We start from the raw sequence: 21,443 nt of genomic DNA, 5'->3' as shown, positions 1-21,443 counted from the left end.
TGAATACGTGCGCCGACAGCGGTGAAGAGGAAGAAGAGAAGAGAGGACGACCCGTGTCACCTGACCACACCGGGTTCCAAGCCAGGGCCCTGCTCGATGGCATCGAACTGCTCTCCGACTTCCGCATCGACTACACCGACCAGGACGAGCCGATCCTGATCCGCCCCGACGGCAGCGCGGTGGAGACCTGGCGCGAGAACTACCCGTACCACGAGCGGATGCAGCGGCCGGAGTACGAACTGCACAAGCGGCAGCAGCAGATAGAGCTGCTCAAGCTGCAGAGCTGGGTGAAGACCACAGGCCAGCGCATCGTCATCGTCTGCGAGGGCCGGGACGCGGCCGGCAAGGGCGGCACCATCAAGCGCTTCACCGAGCACCTCAACCCGCGCGGCACCCGGGTGGTGGCCCTGCAGAAGCCCACCGAGCGCGAGAGCGGCGAGTGGTACTTCCAGCGCTATGTCGAGCACCTCCCCACTGCGGGCGAGATCGTGCTGTTCGACCGCTCCTGGTACAACCGGGCCGGGGTGGAGCGGGTCATGGGGTTCTGCAGCGACGACGAGTACCAGCGGTTCGTGCGGCAGGCGCCAGCGTTCGAGCAGATGCTCGTGGACGACGGCATCGCCCTGGTGAAGTTCTGGTTCTCGGTCTCCCGCGAGGAGCAGCGCACCCGCTTCACCATCCGTCAGATCGACCCGGTGCGGCAGTGGAAGCTCAGCCCGATGGACCTGGCCTCGCTGGACCTGTGGGACGAGTACACCGCGGCCAAGGTCGCCATGTTCCAGAAGACCGACACCGGGCACGCCCCCTGGACCGTGGTGAAGAGCAACGACAAGAAGCGGGCCAGGGTCGAGGCGATGCGCAGCGTCCTGGCCCGGTTCGACTACACCGACAAGGACGCCGAGGTCGTCGGCACGGCGGATCCGCGGATCGTCGGCGCGGCGGCGAACCTGCTGGAGGTGGGTGAGGAAGTGAGTGCGGAGGCGACCGAGCTCTCGCTGGTCCGTGGCCATGACTGAGCCGATCGTACGGAACGAGACCGTGCGGGACGGGACTGCACGAGACGAGACCGTGCGGGACGAGACCGTGCGGGACGAGACCGCACGGGACGGGACCGCCGGCAACGCCAGGACCCGGCTCTACCGCAAGGGCGTGCTGGAGCTTGAGGACTTCCCGGTCCAGCAGATATCCGACTACATCTGCGAGCCGGACTGCACGGTGTGGCTGGACGTCTGCGACCCGACCTCGGCCGACTTCGGCATGATCGCCGAGGAGTTCGGGCTGCACGAACTCGCCGTCGAGGACGCCGGGCAGGAGCGGCAGCGGCCCAAACTGGACCACTACCGCACACACCTCTTCCTCAGTGCGCACGCGGTCTGCCGCAATCCGGAGGACGGGCAGCTGCACGCCGAGGAGGTCTCGGCGTTCATCACCCCCAACGCGCTGATCACCATCCGCAAGGACGACCACTTCGACCTCGACCAGATCGTCTCCCGCTGGGACGACACCCCCGAGCTGGCCAAGGAGGGCGTGGGTTTTCTGCTGCACGGCCTGCTCGACTACATCGTCGACAGCCACTTCCACGCCGTGGAGGATCTGGACGAGCGGATCGAGGCGCTGGAGAGCCTGCTGTTCGAAGAGGGCCGGGACGCGATCCACACCGTCCAGCGAAACTCCTTCGAGCTGCGCAAGAACCTGGTCCGGCTGCGCCGGGTGGTGCTGCCGATGCGCGAGGTCGTCAACTCCCTGCTGCGCCGCGACCTGCACGTGGTGAGCGAGGCGATGATGCCCTACTACCAGGACGTCTACGACCATGTGCTGCGAGCCACCGAGTGGACCGAGTCACTGCGTGACCTGGTCACCTCGGTGATGGAGACCAATCTGACCGTGCAGGGCAACCGGATGAACCTGATCATGAAGAAGGTGACCAGTTGGGCCGCGATCATCGCGGTCCCGACGGCCGTGACCGGCTTCTACGGCCAGAACGTCCCCTATCCGGGGTTCGGAACGCACGCGGGCTTCTGGGTGTCGTCCGCGATCATGGTTGTACTGTCGCTGCTGCTGTATCTGGTCTTCCGACGGCGGGACTGGATCTGACCCGACCCTTCGTCCTTTTGTCCTCGATCGCCAGGAGGCGGCAGCCGATGTCCCCCACACGGAATGTGCCGCAGGTGCTGCTCGGGCTGGACGAGTGCCTGGCGCAGGCCGCGGCGGAGCAGGGCGGGGCACTGTGGCGGCTGGCCGAGGCGGGGCGGCAGCTGGACGCCAATCTGGTGCGGCTGCCGCCCGGGGCGGAGGTCGCCGAGCATGTCGAAGAGGACCTGGACGTGCTGCTGGTCGTGGTCGAGGGCGGCGGCCGGCTCAGCGGCGGCGCGGTCGCCAGGGGCGGTATCGACGACGACGGCGAAGTGCTGGCCCCGCGGAGCGTGGCCTGGCTGCCCCGGGCCTCCCGGCGGGCACTGCGCGCCGGACCCGAGGGGCTGGTGTACCTCACCGTGCACCAGCGGCGCCCGGCCCTGAGCATCAAGGGTCTGCACCTGCCGGATGACGGCGAGAGCGGCGGCGGCGAGGGGCCGTGCCGCCTGAACCGGGTGTGCGCCGGCTGCGGACGCCTCTCCCCCGAAGCCTCGGCCCGCTACTGCGGCCAGTGCGGCGAGCCGCTCCCCACCTCCTAGACGCCACGGGTCCGAGCGGCCCCACCCGGCCCCCTCCGGGCCGCTCCGCTGCGTCCGCCGTATGATCACGACGTGCCCGAAGCCACTGCTCACCTCGCCCCCGACCAAGCCCTGCGCCTGCTGCTGGAGGGCAACCGCCGCTTTGTCGACGGCCTCGCCGAGCATCCCAACCAGGACGCCGCACACCGCGCCGCCCTCGCTCCGGCGCAGTACCCGTTCGCGGTGCTGTTCGGCTGCTCGGACTCCCGGCTCGCGGCCGAGATCATCTTCGACCGGGGCCTGGGCGACCTGTTCGTCGTCCGTACCGCGGGGCATGTCGCGGGCCCCGAGGTGCTCGGCAGCATCGAGTACGGGATCACCGTGCTCGGCTGCCCGCTGGTGGTGGTGCTCGGGCACGACGCCTGCGGTGCGGTGGGCGCGGCCATCGGCGCGGTGGAGCGCGGGACGGAGCAGCCCGGCTACGTCGGCGACGTGGTCGGCCGGGTCACCCCCAGTGTGCTGGCCGCCCGCGCGGCCGGGCTGACCGAGCCCGACGACATCGTGGACCTGCACATACGCCGCACGGTCGAGCAGCTCCTGGAGCGATCGAGGCTGCTGGCCGAGGCCGTCGCCGCGGGCCGGGTCGCCGTCGTCGGCATGTCCTACCGGCTGGCGGACGGCAGCGCCCGCCTGGTCGTGGGGCCGACCGAATCCGTCGAATCCGCCGAACCCGCCAAACGGTGAGGTTGCGGAAACACATCTGCCTCCTCCAGGACATCTCCAGGTAACGCGAAACGCTGGCGAAACACTTCTGTTCGCGACAGGAAATACAGCCGGGCGACCATCAAGGTCACCCGGCTGTCCTGATCACCCTCTCCCGACGTCCCGTCAGCCACCGGATCCAACCGCCGGACCGGGAGACAAGGAAGACCGCCACCCCATGACCGACTCCCGCTCCGGCGCTGTTCTCAGCGCCGCCGCACCGGCCGGCCTCAGCGCCGGCGACACCGCCTGGCTGTTGATCTCCACCGCCCTGGTGCTGCTGATGACCCCGGGGCTCGCCCTGTTCTACGGCGGCATGGTCCGCACCAAGAGCGTGCTCAACATGCTGATGATGAGCTTTGTGTCGATCGCGCTGGTCACCGTCGTCTGGCTGGCCGCCGGCTACAGCCTCGCCTTCGGCCACGACCTCGGCGGCGTCGGCCTGCTCGGCGGCTTCGAGCACCTGGGCATGCGCGGCATCACCCCGCAGACGCTGACCGGCCACGTCCCCACCCTGCTCTACGCCACCTTCCAGCTCACCTTCGCGATCATCACCGCCGCCCTGATCAGCGGCGCGATCGCGGACCGGGCCAGGTTCAGCGCCTGGATGACCTTTGTGGTGATCTGGACCCTGCTGGTGTACGTACCGATCGCGCACTGGGTGTTCTCCCCCGGCGGCTGGATCGCCGCACAGCTGCACGCCCTGGACTTCGCCGGCGGGACGGTGGTCGAGGTCAACTCCGGCGCGTCCGGGCTGGCGCTGGCCCTGGTCCTCGGCCCGCGCCTCGGCTTCCGCAGGGAGGCGATGCGGCCGCACAACCTGCCGCTGGTGCTGCTCGGCGCCGGGCTGCTGTGGTTCGGCTGGTTCGGCTTCAACGCGGGATCCGCGCTGGGCGCCAACGGCCTCGCCGCGGCCGCCCTGCTCAACACCCAGGCGGCGGCCTGCACCGGACTGCTGGGCTGGCTGGCCGTGGAGAAGTTCCGCGACGGCCACCCCACCACCCTCGGCGCGGCCTCCGGCGCGGTGGCCGGAATGGTCGCCATCACCCCCTCCTGCGGCTCGGTGGACCTGCTCGGCGCGCTGGTGATCGGCCTGGTCGCCGGGGTGCTCTGCTCCTACGCGGTGTCCTGGAAGTTCCGCTTCGGCTACGACGACTCGCTGGACGTGGTCGGCGTGCACCTGGTCGCCGGGATCGCCGGAACCGTGCTGATCGGCGTCTTCGCCACCAGCATGATGACCGGCGGCGCCGAGGGCCTGCTGCACGGCGGCGGCCTGGACCAGCTGTGGCGGCAGGTCGTGGCCGTACTCGCCACCGGGGCCTACGCGTTCACGATGAGCTACGGGCTCGGCAAGCTGATCGACCGCTTCCTGGGCTTCCGCGCCCCCGCCGAGCACGAACTCTCGGGGCTGGACCTCGCCGAACACGCGGAGACCGCATACGATCACGGCGTCATCCACCAAGGCGCCCTCGCCGGGACCGCCGCCCATCGGAACGAGACCATCGCGCCATGAAGCTGATCACCGCCGTCATCAAGCCGTTCCGCCTGGACGCGGTGAAGGACGCCCTGCGCGACCTCGGCATCAACGGACTGACCGTCACCGAGTCCAGCGGCTACGGCCGCCAGCGCGGCCACACCGAGGTCTACCGCGGCGCCGAGTACCGGATCGACCTGGTCCCCAAGGCCAGGATCGAGATCGTGGTCGAGGACGACGCCGCCGATGCGGCGATGGACGCGATCGTCGCCGCCGCCCACACCGGCAAGATCGGCGACGGCAAGGTCTGGTGCGTCCCGGTCGAGACCGTGGTCCGCGTCCGCACGGGTGAGCGCGGGCCCGACGCGCTCTGAGCCGGGCCCTTCCGTTTCAGGAGGCCGGCGGCTCGGAAACCCGTCGGTCCGGCTCGGAGACCCGTCGGTCCAGACCCGCGGCCTTGGCCGCACGCTCGGCGAAGACCTGCTCCTGACGTTCCGTCATCTGCCGCAGCGCCTCCTTCCGGTCCCGCTTGGAGAGCCGGTCGAGGTAGAGGAAGCCGTTCACATGGTCGGTCTCGTGCTGCAGGCAGCGGGCGAAGTAGCCGGTGCCCTCGATGACCAGGGGGTTCCCGTCCTGGTCGAAGCCACGGGCCAGCGCGTGGTCGGTCCTGGCCACCTCCAGGCCCGCCCCGGGGACCGAGAGGCAGCCCTCGCCGTCCTCGATCAGCACCCGGTGGGCCGGATCGGGCTCGTCGAGGACCGGGTTGACGATGTGGCCCACGTGCCGGACGCGGTCCTCGTCCTGGCAGTCGTAGACGAAGAGCCGCAGGTCGACGCCGACCTGGTTGGCGGCGAGCCCCGCGCCGTCGGCCACGTACATGGTGAGGAACATGTCGTCGATGAGCCGGGCCAGTTCGGGGGTGCCGAACTCGGTCACCGCACGGCAGGGGCGGTGCAGCACCTCCTCCCCCACCACCGTGATCCGCCGGACCGAGCCGCGACCCGCCTCCGGGGGCAGCCTCGGGTAGGAGTCGACAGGCACGCCCTGCACCCGGACCCGACGGTCGACCGCGCCGGGACGGTCATGATGCGCGGACACTGCGGCCATCACCCTTCCTCACCTCAGGACCTCAGGCTTCATCGCCTCAAAAAGCCGGTCAACAAGGCTGCTTGACCTTGACCGGACACTTTGCAAACTAGCAGACTTTGCAAAGTGACCGAGGACGAAGTACGCACCCCGCACCCGCGTGCCGGCGAGGACCTGCCGGAGCACCCGCTCCGGCGCGCCCTGCTCGAACTGCTGGACGAGCTGGGCTCGGTGACCTCGACCGAGGCGGCCGCCCGGCTCGGCCACAGCTCCGGTCTCTGCTCGTTCCATCTGCGTCAACTCGCGCGCTACGGAAGGATCGAGGAGGTCCCGCAGACCGGCGGCCGGGCCCGTCCCTGGCGCCTGCGCCGGGCCCCGACGGCCGTGGTCGACCCGTCCGGCACCTCCCCCTCTGGTTCCCACGTGTCCGGTTCCCACGTGTCCGGTTCCCACGTGTCCGGTTCCCACGTGTCCGGTGCGGGCGCGTCCACGTCCGCCGGGGAGGGCTTCGGCGTATTGGCCCGCGGGCTGGAGGACGAGAGCCACCAGCGCTGGCTCTCCCAGCGGGACCAGGCCCCGCCCGAGTGGCGCCGGGACGAGGCGTTCAGCGCCGTGGTCTACCTGACGCCCGACGAACTGACCGCCGTGGCCGACGCGGTGCGCCAGACCCTGGCCAACTACCGTGCCAGGGAACACGATCCCGCCGCCCGCCCCGAAGGCGCCCGCCCGGTCGCCCTGATCACCCGCCTCTTCCCCCTCCTGCCGGCCACGGGTCCGTCCGACCAGGCCTGAAGAACCCGCCGTACCCCTAGGCCGCGGCGCGGTCTGCCGGCGGACGGCGGCGTCCGGCCAGGTCGTCGAGCGCGGGCGGACGCCAGGAGCCGTCCGGGTGGTAGAGGTTGACCCCCGGCGGCACGATCTCGTCGATCCGGTCGAGCGCGGTGTCGTCGAGCACCAGCGAGGCCCCCTTGAGGAGTTGCGCCAGCTGCTCCCCGGTGCGCGGCCCGATGATCACCGAGGTGACCGCGGGGTGCGCGGCCGGGAAGGCGATCGCCAGCTCGGGCAGGCTGCAGCCGATCCCGGCGGCGAGTTGGGTGAGCTGCTCCACGGCCGCCAGCTTGGCCTGGTTCTCGGGGATGGCGGGGTCGAAGCGGGCCGGGGTGAGCTGGGCCCGCCCGGTGGAGAGGTCGATCGGGCGGCCCTGCCGGTACCTGCCGGTGAGGAAGCCGGAGGCGAGCGGGCTCCAGGTCAGCACGCCCATGCCGTAGCGCCGGCAGACCGGCAGCACCGAGGACTCGATGCCCCGGGCGAGGATCGAATAGGGCGGCTGCTCGGTGCGGAACCGCGACAGCCCGCGCCGTTCGGCGACATGGTGGGCCTCGGCGATCTCCTCGGCCGGGAAGGTCGAGCAGCCGAAGGCGCGGATCTTGCCCTCGCGCACCAGGTCGCCCAGGACCCCGAGCGTCTCCTCGACATCGGTCGAGTGATCGGGGCGGTGCACCTGGTAGAGGTCGATCCAGTCGGTCCGCAGCCGCTTCAGGCTCTCCTCGACCCCTTTGACGATCCAGCGCCGCGAGTTGCCGCTCCGGTTGCGCCCCTCCCCCATCTGGAAGTGGACCTTGCTGGCGAGCACCACCTCGTCGCGGCGGCCCAGCAGCGCCTTGCCGACGATCTCCTCCGACTCGCCCGCGGAGTACATGTCCGCCGTGTCGATGAAATTGACGCCCTCGTCGAGGGCCGTGCGGATGATGCGGACGCAGTCGTCGTGGTCGGGGTTGCCGACCGCGCCGAACATCATCGTCCCGAGGCAGTAGGTGCTCACCTCAATGCCGGTGCCGCCGAGGACGCGGTAGCGCATGGTCATGCTCCTTTGCTGGCCAGTCCTTGTGCCGCGGACTCTAGGACGTGGAGTGCGCTCCAAGGCAAGCCCCCGCCCGGCGGCCGGACTGCCCGCCGGGCTTCCTGCTGGATTGCCCGCCGGGCCGCTGACCTGCGGGTGTGGTGAGCTTCAGGTGTGGCCCATGGGTCTGCGGGTAGCCGAGAAAGCATGAACACACAGATCCTGCAGGCTTCCGGGGGCGGCATGTCCTCGGGCCTGATCGCTCTGATCATCGGCGTGGTCGTGGTCGTCGCCCTGATCGCCGCCTTCGTCCTCGGCTCCCGCCGCAAGGAGAAGGAGCCGCCGCCCAGCGCCGCCCCGGTACCGCACGCGCCCTCCCCCGGCTCCGGTTCCTGGTCCACCCCGGCCTCCACGCCCGGCGAGGCCCCGCAGGGCGATCAGGCCCCGACGGGCGATGCCGCGCCCAGAGGCTGAGGCCCGCCCCCTCGTTCTACGGCTTCGGGTTGCTACGCCTCCGAGAGTTGGTACACCTCCGCGGCCAGGCCTCCGGGTTGCTACGCCTCCGGCGGGTTGAACTCGGGCTGGTCGAGGACCCGCAGCCAGCTGCCGTCGGCCTGGCGGCGAACCACCTGCGCCCTGGCGCCCGTGCCGTCCTTGGGCGGGGTGGAGGTGAGTGCCAGGTCGCCGCAGAGCAGGGTCGGCAGCGGCTGCTCCGGCTCGAAGTGGGGCGCATGGGACAGCACCTCCTCCCACAGTTCGCGGATCGCCTCGCGTCCCACCGTCTGACTGCCGGTCGGGTAGGCCATCACCGCGTCCTCCTCGTAGAGGGCCGCGATCCCGGCGGCGTCGCCGGCGTTGCCACGTTCGACGAAGAGGCGGGTGAGGTCTTCGGGCTTCATCGCTCGCTCGTTCTCGGACACTGCTGCCTCCTGTTGGTCTGAGTGATGCGTGGTGCCTGGCGTTCGGTGCCTCGTTCCGGCTCTCTCCGAGTCTGGAACCGCCCGCATCAGAAAGCCAACAGATGGTTCTTCTCGCTACTAGAATCAGTGGCTATGGAACTGAGGCAGCTGGAGTACTTTGTCGCGGTCGCCGAAGAGGCGAACTTCACCCGCGCCGCCGAGCGCGTGCACATCAGTCAGTCCGGGGTCAGCGCCCAGATCCGGCAGCTCGAACACGAACTCGGCGCAAGCCTGCTCGACCGCTCGGGCCGTACCGGCCGCACCGCGACGCTGACCCAGGCGGGGGCCGCCGCGCTCGGCCACGCCCGTGCCGCACTCGCCTCCGTGGACGCGTTGCAGAAGGCGGTGGACGAGGTGAACGGCCTGGTCCGGGGCCGGTTGGTGGTCGGCATGGTCACGGCCTGCACGGTCACCCCGCTGTTCGACGCCCTGGCCGCGTTCCACCGCACCCACCCCGGCATCCAGATCACGCTGACCGAGGACACCTCCGACCAACTCGTCGACCGGGTGCGCTGCGGCACGCTCGACCTCGCCCTGATCGGCGCGTCGGGCGCGGTGCCGCCGGGCCTGGAGTCCCTGCCGATCGTCAGCGAGCGGCTGGTCGCCCTGGTCCCGCCCGAGCACCCGCTGGCCGGGCGGGACGGTTCGACCCTGGACGAGGTCTGCGCGTACCCGATCGTCTGCCTGCCCCAGGGGACCGGCATCCGGACCGTGTTCGACACCGCCTGCGCCGCCGCCGGGCTCAGCCCCGACATCGCCCTGCAAGCGAGTGCGCCCGGCGCGATCGCCGACCTCGCCGTCCTCGGGCTCGGGGTCGCCGTCCTCTCCGAGTCGATGGCCGCCGCCCACGCGGGCCGACTGGCGGCCGTCCCGCTCATGGACATCGACACACCGGCCGTGCTTGCGCTGGTCTGGACGACGCCTCGGAGTACCGCGCTGGAGGAGCTACTGCGGTACTGCAGAAGGGAGTTCACGCTCCCGGCGTGAACGGAGATGTGTGCCCGGGCGGCGGGTTGCGACCAGCGCCGTCCGGGCACCCCAAGGATGGCACGTACACGTCACAGTAATCAACGGCTTGCGCACCCTTTTCTTTCATCTCATCCGCACATCCCTCACCGGGGGCGTCCAGCCGGGCCCCGACCCTCGGTCACCCGGCAGGCCGACTGCCCGGCTAACCGGCCAGCTGCGGATACAGGGCGCCGATGTCTCCGGCCAGACCCTGCTTCACCTGACGTGACACCTCGTCCGCCAGCACCTCGTAGGCGTTGGTCTCGATCCCGTCCAGCGCCTGCCGGGCGACGTCCGCGGGCGAGGACTTCGGTGCGTCGATGTGCGCGACCAACTCGGTGTCGACATAGCCGACATGCAGACCGGTGACATTGATGCCGCGCGGCTTCAGCTCCAGCCGGAGCGAGTTGGTCTGCGACCAGAGGGCCGCCTTGGAGGCGCTGTAGGAGCCGGCCAGCGCCGCCCAGGACAGCGCGGAGTGCACATTGAGCAGGTGGCCGCCGCCATTGCGCTCGATGATCGGCACAAAGGCACGGGCGAGCAGCAGCGGGCCGTAGAAGTTGGTCTCGAACTCGCTCCGGACGTCCTCGACCGGCGAGTCCAGGAAGGACGCGCTGATCGCCCGCCCGGCGTTGTTGATCAGGATGGTCACGCCCTGGGCCTGGGCCGCGACGGCCGCCACCGAGTCGGGGTCGGTGACCTCCAGCGCCAGCGGAACGGCTGCGGAGTGCGGCACGGTCGAGGCGTCGCGGGCGGTGGCGTAGACCTTCTTCGCACCGCGCTCGTACAGCGCCTCCACCAGCGCCCTGCCGATGCCCCTGCTGCCACCGGTGACGAGGACGGTGGCGCCTGCGATCTCAGTCATGATCTCTCCCTATGCTGGGCCGACGGTTGGAAACCGATCGGTTTCCACCGAACATACACCGATCGGTTTCCAATCGCCACAGCCGGGCGTAACCTCGGGGTATGACCACGCCAGAGCCCCGTGCAGCCCGCGCGCCCCGCGCAGCCGCACCCCGCACCAGCCCGCGTACCAGCCCCCGTGACCGCCTGCTGGACGCCGCCGCCGGGCTCTTCTACCGGGACGGTGTCGGCATCGGCGTCGACGCGCTGTGCAAGGCCGCCGGGGTCTCCAAGCGGTCGATGTACCAGCTGTTCGACAGCAAGGACGAGGTGCTCGCGGCAAGCCTGGAACGCAGCGGCCCCCGCTACCAGGCGCTGCTGCTGCCGTCCGCGGACGACCCCCGTCCGCCTCGCGCGCTGATGCTGCACGTGTTCGAGCGACAGGACGAGCTCTCGGCTGGCCCGCAGTACCAGGGCTGCCCGTTCGTCTCCACCGCGACCGAGCTGAAGGACCCGGAACACCCCGCGAGCCTGGTCGCCCGCCGCTTCAAGCAGGACCTGACCGCGTTCTTCCACACCCAGGCCGCACGCGCGGGAGCACCCTCCCCGGAGACCCTGGCCCGGCAGCTGACCATCGTCTTCGACGGCGCCGGGGACCGCACCGTGGTCCAGGCACAGCCCCTGGCCGGCCTGGCCGTCGCGATGGCCGGCGTCCTGCTGGACGCCGCGGGCGTGCCGGACGCCCCGTCAGGCTCCGTCGCAGGCAAGCCGGCCGCCCCGTCAGCTACTACTGCCTCCGCCGCTTCGTCCGCCGACTCCTCCGCCGCTCGTCCCTGAACGCAGCCTCATAGCCCCTCAGCCGAAGGTGAACGAGTACGCGCTCAGACCTGGCGAGAGGGTAACCCGCAGGATGTCCTGCGACTGGGCCGTCCCCGCCCTGCGGTCGACCAGGGTGTAGATGTTGGGCGCCCCCGAGACCGGGTAGCTGGTGGTCTTCCCGTCCACCGTCGCCGTGATCGTCCCGGTGCCACCGATGTCGAGGTAGACCTTGTCCGCCTCGAAGCTGAGCATGATCCCGGCGCTCGCCTTGGCCGTCAGCGACTCGTCGGTCACCTTCCAGGTGCCGGCCAGCGCGAAGGCGTCGCCGGGGACGGAGGCCGTGTAGCCGAAGGTCACCGTGCCGGGCTTGAGCGGCGTGTGGCCTGCGTAGTTGTCCGCACGGGCCGAGCCGAGGTAGGTCTCCGGGGTCTGGGTGGCCGAGGTCGGCGTGGTGTCGGCGACCTCGGTCGCGGCAGGCAGGACCACCCCGGGGCTGGCCGCGCTGAGCAGCTGACGGATCAGTGCCTCGGTTGCCGGGTACTCGCCCTCGCCGATGCCGACATGCCGCACCGTGCCGGTGGAGTCGATCAGGTACTCGGCCGGCCAGGACTGGTTCCCGAAGCTGTTCCAGGTCTTGTAGTCGTTGTCCAGGGCGACCGGATAGCCGATGCCGAGCCGCTTCGCGCCCGCCGCGACATTGCCCGGGACGTGCTCGAAGGCGTACTCCGGCGTGTGCACCCCGATCACCTCGAGGCCGTCGGCCCGATAGGCCGAGTACCAGGCGTTGACATGGGGGATCGCGCGCTGGCAGTTGATGCAGGAGTAGGCCCAGAAGTCGATCAGGACGACCTTCCCCTTGAGCGAGGCCAGGCTGACCGGCGCGTCGCCAGGGGTGTTCAGCCACTGCTGGATCCCGGTGAACGCGGGCGCCGGACCGCAGTCCTGCAGGCCCGCCGAACCCTCACCCGTACTGGCTTCCTGCACGCAGTCGGCGAGCGCGAACGACGGCACCGTCCCCGCCTTGGCGTCCGAGCCCGAGCCCGAGCCGGATCCTGAGCCGGTGCCCGTGCCTGTTCCGGAACCCTGCTGCCCGGCCAGGGCCTTGCTCACCCCGTGCGGGCTGTCGACGGCCTTGTTGAGCGCGGAGGTGTAGTCCGGGATGGCCCGCTGGACGGCGTCGGTGACATGGAAGGTCAGCGCGACAGCGAGGGCGATCACCACCACCCCTGCGCCGATCCGGATCCCCCGCTGCCGGCTGCGGAACCAGCGCAGCCGCTCGGCGAGTCCCCGTCCCGCCAGCGCGAACCCCAGCAGCGGGAGGGCGGTGCCGACCGCGAAGGCCAGGGTCAGCACCAGGGTGTCGGCCCCGATCCGACCGGTCGCGCCGGCCACCGTGATCGCCGCGAGCACCGGCCCGGCGCAGGGCACATAGACGGCCCCGAGCGCCAGCCCGAGCACGAACGCGCCCCGGTCCGCGGCGACCCTGCGCTGCGGAATTCGCGAGAACGGCCGCTCCAGCAGCGCCTCCACCTGCGGGAACAGCATGCCCACCCCGAGCAGCACCAGCACGGTGAGCCCGGCCCACCGAATGATGTCCTGCGGCAGCGGCAGCGAACTCAGCAGCAGCGTCCCGACCAGAGTGAACGTGGCGAAACTGAGGGTAAGCCCCAGCACCACCAGGTACGGACGCCGACGGTCCGCCTGCGCCCCCTGGTCTCCGTGCGCTCCTTGAACTCCCTGCGCCCCCTGGACTCGCTGCGCGCCCTGAACCCCTCCGGACAGGAAGACCACCGGCAGAACCGGCAGGATGCAGGGCGAGATGCCGGTGATCAGGCCCCCCACGAACCCGATCAGAAGCAAGGTGATCAAGGGGTTCCTCCTGGGGGACGGTCCACTGCGCGGCCACAGCCTAGGCCCCCCGCCTGGGAACCACCTCGGAGGCACACCCCCCAGCACGGCCGACTGGCCACCACCGGCCACCAACCGCCCCTGCCTCTACCTCTACCTCTACCTCTACCTCTACCTCTACCTCTACCGCCCCCGTACGCCCTCTACTACCGCGGAGGCGATTCCCTCCCCGGGTGAACATGACCCGCGCCGTCGCGGGTAGCGGTCACCTGTTTCCCGCTGTCCCCGTCACCTTGCCCCTGTTTCCCTTTGTCCCCTACATATCCGGAGGTGGGCTGTGCCCTCCGAGTCCGTCCCGCTGACTGTCAGTGTCACCACCCATGGACCGGAGCGGGCCGTGGTCTCGGTCCGTGGTGAGCTCGACATCAACACCGCGACGATGCTGCACCACCAACTCGCCGTCCAACTGGGGCAGGGCCGCCGTCATCTGGTCCTCGACCTGGCCCAAGTGCCCTTCATGGACTCCTCAGGTCTCACCATCCTGATCCGCGCCATGAAGGAGACCCGCAACGTCGGCGGCAGCCTCAGCCTGGCCGCCCCCACCCCACCGGTCCGCCGCATCCTGGACCTGACCGGCATCAGCCTCACCATCCCCCTCTACGCCGACGTCACCGAGGCCCTCCAGCTCCAACCCGACCCCAGCTGACCCGCCGCCTCCGCCCCACCGCCGGCCGATCCCCGGCCGATCCCCGCCCCGCCTCCGCCCCATCCACGCCCACCCCTGACCCACCCCCGCCCTGACCAGCGGATCCGCCCCGCAGACGCCCCGCCAACCCCGCGCGAAAGGTGGGCGCGATCACCACCCGACGTGCTGTATTGTTCTTCCTGTGCCCAGAGGACCGGGCGCAGGCCGCAAAGCCGCAAGGCAGCGCAGCTTCGGGACGTGGCGCAGCTTGGTAGCGCACCTGACTGGGGGTCAGGGGGTCGCAGGTTCAAATCCTGTCGTCCCGACAGTGAAGACGAAGGCCGTTGATCCGGACGAAAGTCCAGGTCAGCGGCCTTCTGCATGACGGACCGTCAGGAGTCAAGGACGTTCCGGCGGGCTCCAGTCAAGGGGGTTACGACCCCGCTGGGGACCAACTGGGGACCAGAACGCCTGCACGGAGCTTCCCGTCGCTCACGCTCCGCACTGGAAACGGCCATCTCTGAGTCCATTTATCGCGTTCGGCGATTGGAACGCAGAGGTAATTTTGACTGCCCTCAGGAATAGCTCAATCCGAGCCGCCGGAAGCCCTGTGGGAAATTGCATGGAGAGCTCCTCCGCTCCCGCCTCAGGTCACTGTGCGTGACAGCGGCTGTATGCTCCCGCTGACGCGCCAGCAGACAGCCACTGTGCGTGACAGCGGCTGTATGCTCCCGCTGACGCGCCAGCAGACAGCCTCGGCACCCTCCAACCCTGCAGCAAGTGTCCTGCGGTCGGCGCAGAGCCGGTCAGAGCCACCCTTGCCGAACAGCAGTGGGGCGGGACACGAGGACCCAGGGCCGCGTGTGGAACATCCCACCGGTGGCTCCAGCTCGCGCAAGCAGCCCGTCGACCCGACGACTGCGGCTCCATTCGGCCCCGCCTCCCAAGCCCAGCCCCACTAGCCTCAGCCCTATCCGCTTCGGCATGACGCGGTCTGGTCAAGGTTCGGGGCCCTGCGCACACTGACGGAGTACGGCTCGGGCCTGGCGGGCAGGTCCACGGCTCTGTGGGGGATGCCGATGGGATACGTGCCGATCCTCAGGGGGCTACAGGGTGAGTTCATCGCCCTGAGCGAGACCAGCACCAGAGTCCAGGAGGAGATCCGCCCTGTCCTAGAGGTCGTCCTGGAGGGCCAGCAGCGTGGCACCGTCCAGAGGTTCTTCGACCAGGCTCGACTCTACCTTCCTGCAGGTGTCGTCATCACGCTCGACTGCGGCACGCTGCGTCACCTGGGCCCGGTTGGGACCGGCTTCGGCGGAGGCGGCCTGGCATGGCTCAGCGAGGGCCTGGACCAGTTCAAGCAACCGGTCATACCGGTCGTCCGACCGACCGACCCACCTGCCGCGCTCATCGAGGCCATGCAAGCGCAAACGTTGCACCGTCACGGGGCCTGCCTACGGGTCGCCTTGGGCGACCAACCACGAGGCTCCGGCTCCGGCTTACTGCAGCATCGGGTCCAGGCCGTACTGGAGGCAGTCAGGCTCGCTCCGGAGGAGGTGGACCTGCTGCTCGACGCCCGCTATGTGGCCGACGCCCGCGCAGTTGCACAGGCCCTGCCGGAGATGCTGGGGCTGCTGTCCTGGTCGCACCGGATGCCGTGGCGGCGCATCAGCCTGGCAGCCGGCTCGTTCCCCCGGACCGTTCCCACCCGTGCGACCTACCGTCCGCAGCGGCTGCACCGCTGGGAGGTCAGCCTCTGGCATCAGCTCACCCACGCCGCGGCCGGCACACTGCCCACGTTTGCCGACTACGGCGTCACCCACCCGGTTCACCCCGCGGGACCCTCATACCGGGGCCGGGCGAACCTGCGGTACACCACCGACGACGAATGGCAGGTCCTGGTCGCCCGGACCCGGGAGAACCACGAGTCCTTCGCCCTGTGCCGCACCCTGACAGCGTCCGAATTCTGGCCCCCGCGCGCCCTGCCCACCCCATGGGGAGACCGCCAGATCGCGGCCCGAGCAACCAACTACCCCACCGGCCCCGGAGGCCCCAGGGAATGGCGAGCCTGGACCACCTCGCACCACCTGGCGGCAGTCAGCGAGCGCATCCGCGCCGAGGGAACCCCATAGGGTCCTGGGCAGCGCCGTGCATTCATCAGCGCTTGCCGTACGCACCGCTGCCCCACGTCTACGCAGAGATATCAGGCATCTGGGCAGAGTGCAGGACGTGCGACCCAGCGCTGACGGATGATGAACGGAGCCGCGCCGTGCGGCCGACGCCATCGCTCAGAGGCTGGACCGCCGCATCGATGACCCACGACGACGCATATCACTGGCCTCCCGAGCTCATGGCACTGCTGACCGACACCATTCCGCTGCTGTGCCGAAGCAAGGACGATGTCCTCAGCTTTCTGCGCGGGGCAGGAACAAGCGAGAGCCTGCTCGTGGGCTACCGGCGGCAACTCGCCGCTGATCGAGGAGCGGTGAGCAAGTACAGGATCCTCCGCGAGGTCATCGCCAGCCTCAACGAGCAAGGCGACCAGGGTCTTGGTGTGCGGCGTGCCCTACTGCGCCGGGTGACGGAGTTCGAGGACTACTCGACCTGCTGGCCGGCCGATCAGCTCAAGGCACGCGGACTCGTAGCGGAGATTCGCCGGGTCGTGGGAGTGAAGGACTCCTTCACACGTATGCAGAACGAGCGCGACCAGGAACGAGAGGCCCAGTTGGCGCACCGTCACGCTGCCGAGACCGAGTTGCGCAAGCGCAGGGAGTTATACACGGACCTGAGGAAGCAGGTCGCGGTCCTGTTCGCCATGGAGAACCCGCGCCAACGAGGGATGGAGTTGGAGAAGGTTCTCAACGTCGTCTTCGCTCTGGACGGGATCGGGATCCGCGAGTCGTTCACCTTGCGCACGGAGGACGGGGAGGCCGCTGAGCAAATCGACGGAGTGGTCGAACTGGACGGGCGGACATATCTGGTGGAGGTGAAATGGTGGGCCAAGCCCTTGGACGTTAACCCCGTCAGCCGACACCTGGTCCGCATCATGACCCGAGCGGACGTACACGGCTTGATGATCTCAGCGTCGGGCTACACCGCGCCGGCAGTCGAAGAGTGCGTACGGTTCTTGACGCATGGGGTCATGATCTTGGGTGAGCTTCGTGAGCTCGTGCTCCTCTTGGAACGTGAGGCCAGCCTGGGCGACTGGCCTCGGTGATTCACGAGCCCTTGGCGTGTGGTGACTGAGCGTCACCTGGATGCAGAGACGGTGCCCCTACCTGCAATGATGCGAGTTATCTAGAAACGTATCGTCGCGAGGTGGGGCACCGAATCCGTGGGGAAGAATACTGGACGTCTGACCGATCTGGCCATGTCGGCTGACAGGAGGCGGCAGGTCGGGCATGCGGGTGGGGTGCATCTGCAGGTGCTGGCCGAGCGGGCGGGGCTGGCAGGGGCGCTGACGCAGGCGATGCGGCGCCCGGGTTTCCGGCCGGGGCACGAGCGGGGGCGGGTGCTGGTGGACCTGGCCTGCGCGATCGTGCTGGGGGCGGTGGCGATCGGCGACATCGCGGTGCTGGAGCATCAGCGCGAGGTGATGGCGGGCGGCCCGGCGGTGGCGTCGCCGCCCACGGTGTGGCGGGTCCTGGACGAGGTTGGCGAGCTGCAGGTGCGCCGGGTCGCCCGGGCCCCGGCGACGGTGCGCCGGCAGGTGTGGTCCTGGCTGGAGAACCGGCCGCAGGGGTTCCCGTGGATCGTGGTGGACGGTGCGGCGCTGACCGGTTGGACGGTGATCGACTCCGATGCCACGCCGGTGGCCTGCGCCTCGGAGAAGGAGGGCGCGGCCGGGACGTACAAGAAGGGCGTCTACGGCCTGTGCCCCATGATCGCTTTCTGTGACAACACCGGGGAGATGCTCGCGCAGGAGCTGCGTCCCGGCGACGCGGGCTGCAACAGCGCCGAGGACAACATCGCCTGCTTCGCCGCCGCGGTCGAGCAGCTGCCCGCCGCCTACCGCCGCAAGATCTTGTTCCGGATCGACGGGGCCGGGTTCTCCCACGGGCTCCTGACGTGGATCGCGAAGGCCGGTGGCCGTCGCCACCCCTCCTTCACCTGGCAGTACTCGACCGGCTGGGCGTTCACCGACCGTGAGATGACGGCCGTGACGGCGCTGGACGAACTGGAGAAGCAGGAGCGCAAGCAGGGCCGTTCGGTGTGGCAGGCCGCCCTCGACGCCGACGGTGCCGCGCGTGAGGACGCGCAGGTCGCCGACATCACCGGACTGCTCGGCGACCTCTCGCTCTGGCCGCCCGGGCACCGGGTGATCGTGCGCCGCGAACCGCTGCACCCGCGCTACGTCAAGGACGCCTCACCCTACGAGCTCGAACACGGCATGCGGCTGCAGACGTTCGCGACCAACACTCCCGACCGTCAGGCCTCATGGCTCGATGCCCGCCACAGGACTCACGCCCGGGTCGAGGCGAAGATCCGCGACAGCAAGGACGCGGGCCTGAACCGGTTCCCCTCGCGCCACATGAAGGTCAACCAGGCGTGGCTGCTGGCCACCGCGCTGGCCTGCGACCTCCGCAACTGGCTCCAACTCCTCGGCTGTGAGGGCGAGATGGCCAAAGCCACCCCAAAGACCCTGCGCTTCCGCTTCCTGCACGTGCCCGCCGTGATCGTGCGCGGCCAGCGCAAACGCACCCTCAAGATCCCCAGAACCTGGCCCTGGGCGAACGCGGTCGTCCAGGCCTTCCGCCGCCTCATGGCCCTGCCCTACCCAACCTGACCTGGGCAAACCGCCCAGCAGAGCATCGAGAGGAGGCCGACCCGCAGTCCCCGGGCCCGTGGAACCCGGCGCCACCGACGCGACAGTCGACGCGCAGCCCTACCCGGCGAAGCCCGCCAGGCAGAGCAAAAGCGACAACCCGGGCACACGATCAACGGGCCGCTGCGGTGAAAGATTCAGGCTGGATCCGTAACAAGTCACGGATGGCAAAACTTGATCGGCGACCGTACACCCTGCTCGACACGGACTTCTGACACCCATCAGCCGATCAGTGGGGCGGCATGCGCGCGGATGGTCAAACCGCCTCGGATTGCATGATCTTTTCAACGGCCCCTTCCCCTGCGCGGGCCCCAAAGCGGCTAGCGCCCGTATCCATCCAGCGCTGGCTGTCAGTGGATGGGCATAGCCTGGCTTCCAAGCCGCTCGCGGCAGTAGTACGAGTTCGGCTGGAGGTTTCGGTGGCAGAGTCACAACTCGGTGTGGGTCTCGCGCAAGTGGTTTTCAAGAAATGGGGCTGGCTGTTTCGCGACCAACCCATCGAGGACTACGGCATCGACTGCCAAGCGGAACCCAAGGGGGAGCTATACGCAACGGGGCGCTTGATCGGATTGCAGTTGAAGACCGGCCGGCAGAAGTACTTCCGCAAGCCCGCACAGAACGGCGGTGGGTGGTACTTCGGCCCTGATGCGAAGAAGGGCCAGAGGCCGGACAAGCATCTCCGGTACTGGTTGGAGCACTCGCTGCCGGTAGTCGTGATTCTCGTTGATGACGTGAACGATAAGCTCTATTGGCAGCACGTCACATTGGAAAGGGTCATCTTCACCGGCCGCTCGTGGAAGATCCTTGTCCCTGCCAGCCAGCCCCTCGATGCCAGCGCTCACGAGGCCTTCGAGAGGCTGGCACTGCAGACACACACGGCCGACCCCAGCGTCCTTGCGACCGCGTCACGACACCTTCCACCAGACACCGGCCGGATTCTGCGTGACGCAGGTGAGTGCGACCACTTCATGGCCCTGCAGCTAGCCGTCACGCTGTCCCGAGGCCCTCTCTGACAGTCTCGACTGAGACGTCCGGTTCGTCCGGGTTAGTCTGGATGGGCGAGACAGGAGATTCCCGGCATGGCTTCCAATACCACCACCTCACGCACAGCCCCCGAGCCCGACCCGGCCCCGCGGCCGAAGCGGCGCACGGTTCACGGCGGAATACAAGCTGCGGATCGTCGCTGAGTACGATGCCGCCCCCAGCGGGGAGAAGGGCGCGGTCCTGCGCCGCGAGCGGTTGTACCACTCGCACATCATCGAGTGGCGGGCCGCGCGAGACGCCGGAGCGATGGCCACGCTCGCCGACCGGCGGACCTCGCCCGCACGCCCCAAGAGGCCCGCCGAAGCAGCCGAGGCCGAGCGGCTGCGCAAGAGGCTGGCCGTCGTGGAACGGGAGCTGGCGCAGAAGGACGCCGCCCTGGAGCTGCTGGGAAAAGCTTCCGCACTCTTGGAACTGCTCTCCAAGAGTGCGGGCTGAAAGCCGAGGCCGAGCAGGTCGCCGACGAGCTCTTCCAGTCGCTGGAGCGGGAGTTGAACACCACTGCGGCCTGCCGGCTGACCGGTCGCTCACGGGCCACGCACTAACCGTCGGCTCAACCCGCCCCCGCCGCGCGAGCGCGCTCCGCGCCCCTCGCCGCCCTCAGCTCTGGCTCCGGCGGAGCGCGCGCGGATCCTGGCACTGATGAACAGCCCGGCCTATGCCGAACTGGCACCTGCCCAGATCTGGGCGCGCGAACTGGACGAGGGCCGCTACTACTGCTCAGTGCGCACGATGTACCGGATCCTGGAGGCCCAGGGCCAGACCGGCGAGCGCCGCCGCCAGGCCACCCACGCCGCCAAGTCCATCCCCGAACTCGTGGCCACCGCCCCCTCGCAGGTCTTCAGTTGGGACATCACCAAACTGGCCGGACCAGACAAGGGCATCTGGTACCACGCCTACGTCATCATCGACATCTTCAGCCGCTACGTCGTCGGCTACACCGTGGAGATGGCCGAATCGGCCGAGCGCGCCGAGGAGTTGATCAGCGAGACCGTCGAACGCAACGGCATCGCCCCCGAGCACCTGCACGCGGACCGCGGCACCTCGATGACCAGCAAGAAAGTCTCGCAGTTGCTCATCGATCTGGGCGTGACGCGCTCGCACTCGCGCCCCAAGGTCTCGAATGACAACCCGTACAGCGAAAGCCAGTTCAAAACCACGAAGTACATGGCCGACTACCCGGCGCGGTTCGACTCCCTGAACCACGCACGCGAGTGGTTCGACTCATTCATTGCCTATTACAACCATGAGCATCGCCATTCGGGCATCGGGCTGCACACGCCTGCGTCCGTGCACTTCGGCACCGCCGGCCAAGTCCAGGACCAGCGCGCCGTCACGCTCAACGAGGCATACGCCCGCCACCCCGAACGCTTCGCCCGCCGCCCCCGCCCGCCCAAGATCCCCGATCAGGCGTGGATCAACGACCCCGCCAAACGCAGAGAACCCGAATCAGCACAACAGAGCGCATAACCGTACGAACGTCTCATTTGACTTGACACGTTCCGAGGCCGCGAGACTCCTGAGGCCACAGTCTCCGCCTTGCTTGCAGACCCCGAGAGGTACCTTCATGGTGCAGGCGGCCGTCTCAGCGCGGCCGCAGCT

Annotated in this window: 22 protein-coding genes, 1 tRNA gene and 1 pseudogene; 19 read left to right on the top strand and 5 right to left on the bottom strand. The window is 69.3% G+C overall.

From position 1 onward, the window contains the following. The first annotated feature begins 101 nt into the window (after positions 1-101). From ppk2 to ACXKR8_RS39160, 6 genes are all read left to right on the top strand, one after another. Positions 102-1,016 carry a polyphosphate kinase 2 gene (gene ppk2, locus ACXKR8_RS39185; RefSeq protein WP_458275205.1) on the top strand — a complete coding sequence of 305 codons (915 nt, stop codon included), beginning with the start codon at positions 102-104 and terminating at the stop codon, positions 1,014-1,016. Beyond that, positions 1,009-2,094, top strand: a complete 1,086-nt coding sequence (locus ACXKR8_RS39180) for a magnesium transporter CorA family protein (protein WP_458269267.1) — start codon at positions 1,009-1,011, stop codon at positions 2,092-2,094. The genes ppk2 and ACXKR8_RS39180 overlap by 8 nt, the downstream gene beginning before the upstream one ends. Before the next feature lie 47 nt (positions 2,095-2,141). Continuing rightward, complete coding sequence (locus ACXKR8_RS39175) at positions 2,142-2,672, top strand: cupin domain-containing protein (RefSeq protein WP_458269266.1); 531 nt, start codon at positions 2,142-2,144, stop codon at positions 2,670-2,672. 72 nt (positions 2,673-2,744) lie between these two features. After that, positions 2,745-3,395, top strand: a complete 651-nt coding sequence (locus tag ACXKR8_RS39170; RefSeq protein ID WP_458269265.1) for a carbonic anhydrase — start codon at positions 2,745-2,747, stop codon at positions 3,393-3,395. A 196-nt stretch (positions 3,396-3,591) separates the two neighbouring features. Next, positions 3,592-4,926, top strand: a complete 1,335-nt coding sequence (locus ACXKR8_RS39165) for an ammonium transporter (RefSeq protein WP_458269264.1) — start codon at positions 3,592-3,594, stop codon at positions 4,924-4,926. After that, a complete protein-coding gene (locus ACXKR8_RS39160; RefSeq protein ID WP_458269263.1) occupies positions 4,923-5,261 on the top strand; it encodes a P-II family nitrogen regulator in 339 nt (112 codons plus the stop codon). The genes ACXKR8_RS39165 and ACXKR8_RS39160 overlap by 4 nt, the downstream gene beginning before the upstream one ends. A 16-nt stretch (positions 5,262-5,277) precedes the next feature. Here the strand turns inward: ACXKR8_RS39160 and def are convergent, their stop codons facing one another. Continuing rightward, positions 5,278-5,985 (bottom strand): peptide deformylase, encoded by a 708-nt coding sequence (gene def / locus ACXKR8_RS39155; protein ID WP_458269262.1) that lies wholly within the window; start codon positions 5,983-5,985, stop codon positions 5,278-5,280. Between the two features lie 114 nt (positions 5,986-6,099). Here def and ACXKR8_RS39150 point away from each other — a divergent pair, with 114 nt between their 5' ends. Next, the gene (locus ACXKR8_RS39150) at positions 6,100-6,765 is read left to right on the top strand and encodes an ArsR/SmtB family transcription factor (RefSeq protein ID WP_458269261.1); all 666 of its coding nucleotides are present in this window, start codon (positions 6,100-6,102) and stop codon (positions 6,763-6,765) included. A gap of 16 nt (positions 6,766-6,781) precedes the next feature. Here ACXKR8_RS39150 and ACXKR8_RS39145 read toward each other — a convergent pair whose 3' ends face one another. Then, on the bottom strand, positions 6,782-7,831 hold the full coding sequence (locus tag ACXKR8_RS39145) for an aldo/keto reductase (RefSeq protein WP_458269260.1): 1,050 nt from the start codon (positions 7,829-7,831) through the stop codon (positions 6,782-6,784). A 189-nt stretch (positions 7,832-8,020) separates the two neighbouring features. Between ACXKR8_RS39145 and ACXKR8_RS39140 the strand changes: the two genes are divergently transcribed. Continuing rightward, positions 8,021-8,287 (top strand): DUF6479 family protein, encoded by a 267-nt coding sequence (locus ACXKR8_RS39140; RefSeq protein WP_458269259.1) that lies wholly within the window; start codon positions 8,021-8,023, stop codon positions 8,285-8,287. Positions 8,288-8,367: 80 nt separating this feature from the next. On the opposite strand, the gene ACXKR8_RS39135 is transcribed toward ACXKR8_RS39140, so the two are convergent. Further along, positions 8,368-8,733 (bottom strand): YybH family protein, encoded by a 366-nt coding sequence (locus ACXKR8_RS39135; protein ID WP_458269258.1) that lies wholly within the window; start codon positions 8,731-8,733, stop codon positions 8,368-8,370. Between the two features lie 132 nt (positions 8,734-8,865). On the opposite strand from ACXKR8_RS39135, the gene ACXKR8_RS39130 reads away from it, so the two are divergent. Beyond that, entirely contained in the window at positions 8,866-9,759 is an 894-nt protein-coding gene (locus tag ACXKR8_RS39130; protein ID WP_458269257.1) for a LysR family transcriptional regulator, read from the top strand. A gap of 184 nt (positions 9,760-9,943) precedes the next feature. Here ACXKR8_RS39130 and ACXKR8_RS39125 read toward each other — a convergent pair whose 3' ends face one another. After that, positions 9,944-10,645, bottom strand: coding sequence for an SDR family oxidoreductase (locus tag ACXKR8_RS39125; protein WP_458269256.1), 702 nt, complete (start codon positions 10,643-10,645; stop codon positions 9,944-9,946). A 101-nt stretch (positions 10,646-10,746) separates the two neighbouring features. Here ACXKR8_RS39125 and ACXKR8_RS39120 point away from each other — a divergent pair. After that, positions 10,747-11,358 (top strand): annotated as a pseudogene (locus ACXKR8_RS39120) (TetR/AcrR family transcriptional regulator); the annotation flags it as partial. Between the two features lie 120 nt (positions 11,359-11,478). On the opposite strand, the gene ACXKR8_RS39115 reads toward ACXKR8_RS39120, so the two are convergent. Further along, positions 11,479-13,311, bottom strand: coding sequence for a cytochrome c biogenesis protein DipZ (locus ACXKR8_RS39115; protein ID WP_458269255.1), 1,833 nt, complete (start codon positions 13,309-13,311; stop codon positions 11,479-11,481). Between ACXKR8_RS39115 and ACXKR8_RS39110 the strand changes: the two genes are divergently transcribed. From ACXKR8_RS39110 to ACXKR8_RS39070, 9 genes are all read left to right on the top strand, one after another. After that, positions 13,304-13,552, top strand: a complete 249-nt coding sequence (locus ACXKR8_RS39110; RefSeq protein WP_462100023.1) for a hypothetical protein — start codon at positions 13,304-13,306, stop codon at positions 13,550-13,552. The two genes, ACXKR8_RS39115 and ACXKR8_RS39110, sit on opposite strands and share 8 nt — an antisense overlap. 75 nt (positions 13,553-13,627) lie before the next feature. After that, positions 13,628-13,996 carry an STAS domain-containing protein gene (locus tag ACXKR8_RS39105; protein ID WP_458269254.1) on the top strand — a complete coding sequence of 123 codons (369 nt, stop codon included), beginning with the start codon at positions 13,628-13,630 and terminating at the stop codon, positions 13,994-13,996. Positions 13,997-14,227: 231 nt separating this feature from the next. After that, a tRNA-Pro gene (locus ACXKR8_RS39100) sits at positions 14,228-14,301 on the top strand. A 747-nt stretch (positions 14,302-15,048) separates the two neighbouring features. Further along, a complete protein-coding gene (locus ACXKR8_RS39095) occupies positions 15,049-16,107 on the top strand; it encodes a beta family protein (RefSeq protein ID WP_462100022.1) in 1,059 nt (352 codons plus the stop codon). Between the two features lie 179 nt (positions 16,108-16,286). Beyond that, on the top strand, positions 16,287-17,192 hold the full coding sequence (locus ACXKR8_RS39090; RefSeq protein ID WP_458269252.1) for a restriction endonuclease: 906 nt from the start codon (positions 16,287-16,289) through the stop codon (positions 17,190-17,192). A 153-nt stretch (positions 17,193-17,345) separates the two neighbouring features. Beyond that, positions 17,346-18,761: an IS1380 family transposase gene (locus ACXKR8_RS39085; protein WP_462100021.1), complete on the top strand. Its 1,416-nt coding sequence runs from the start codon at positions 17,346-17,348 to the stop codon at positions 18,759-18,761. Positions 18,762-19,219: 458 nt separating this feature from the next. After that, positions 19,220-19,813, top strand: coding sequence for a DUF4365 domain-containing protein (locus ACXKR8_RS39080; protein WP_458269251.1), 594 nt, complete (start codon positions 19,220-19,222; stop codon positions 19,811-19,813). 277 nt (positions 19,814-20,090) lie between these two features. Next, the gene (locus ACXKR8_RS39075) at positions 20,091-20,279 is read left to right on the top strand and encodes a hypothetical protein (protein WP_462100020.1); all 189 of its coding nucleotides are present in this window, start codon (positions 20,091-20,093) and stop codon (positions 20,277-20,279) included. A gap of 204 nt (positions 20,280-20,483) precedes the next feature. Continuing rightward, positions 20,484-21,311, top strand: coding sequence for a transposase (locus tag ACXKR8_RS39070; protein ID WP_462099892.1), 828 nt, complete (start codon positions 20,484-20,486; stop codon positions 21,309-21,311). Positions 21,312-21,443: the final 132 nt, after the last annotated feature.

The organism is Streptacidiphilus sp. PAMC 29251 (assembly GCF_054208735.2).
Note: the sequence above shows the minus strand (reverse complement) of the source record. Positions and strands in the feature narration are given on the sequence as shown.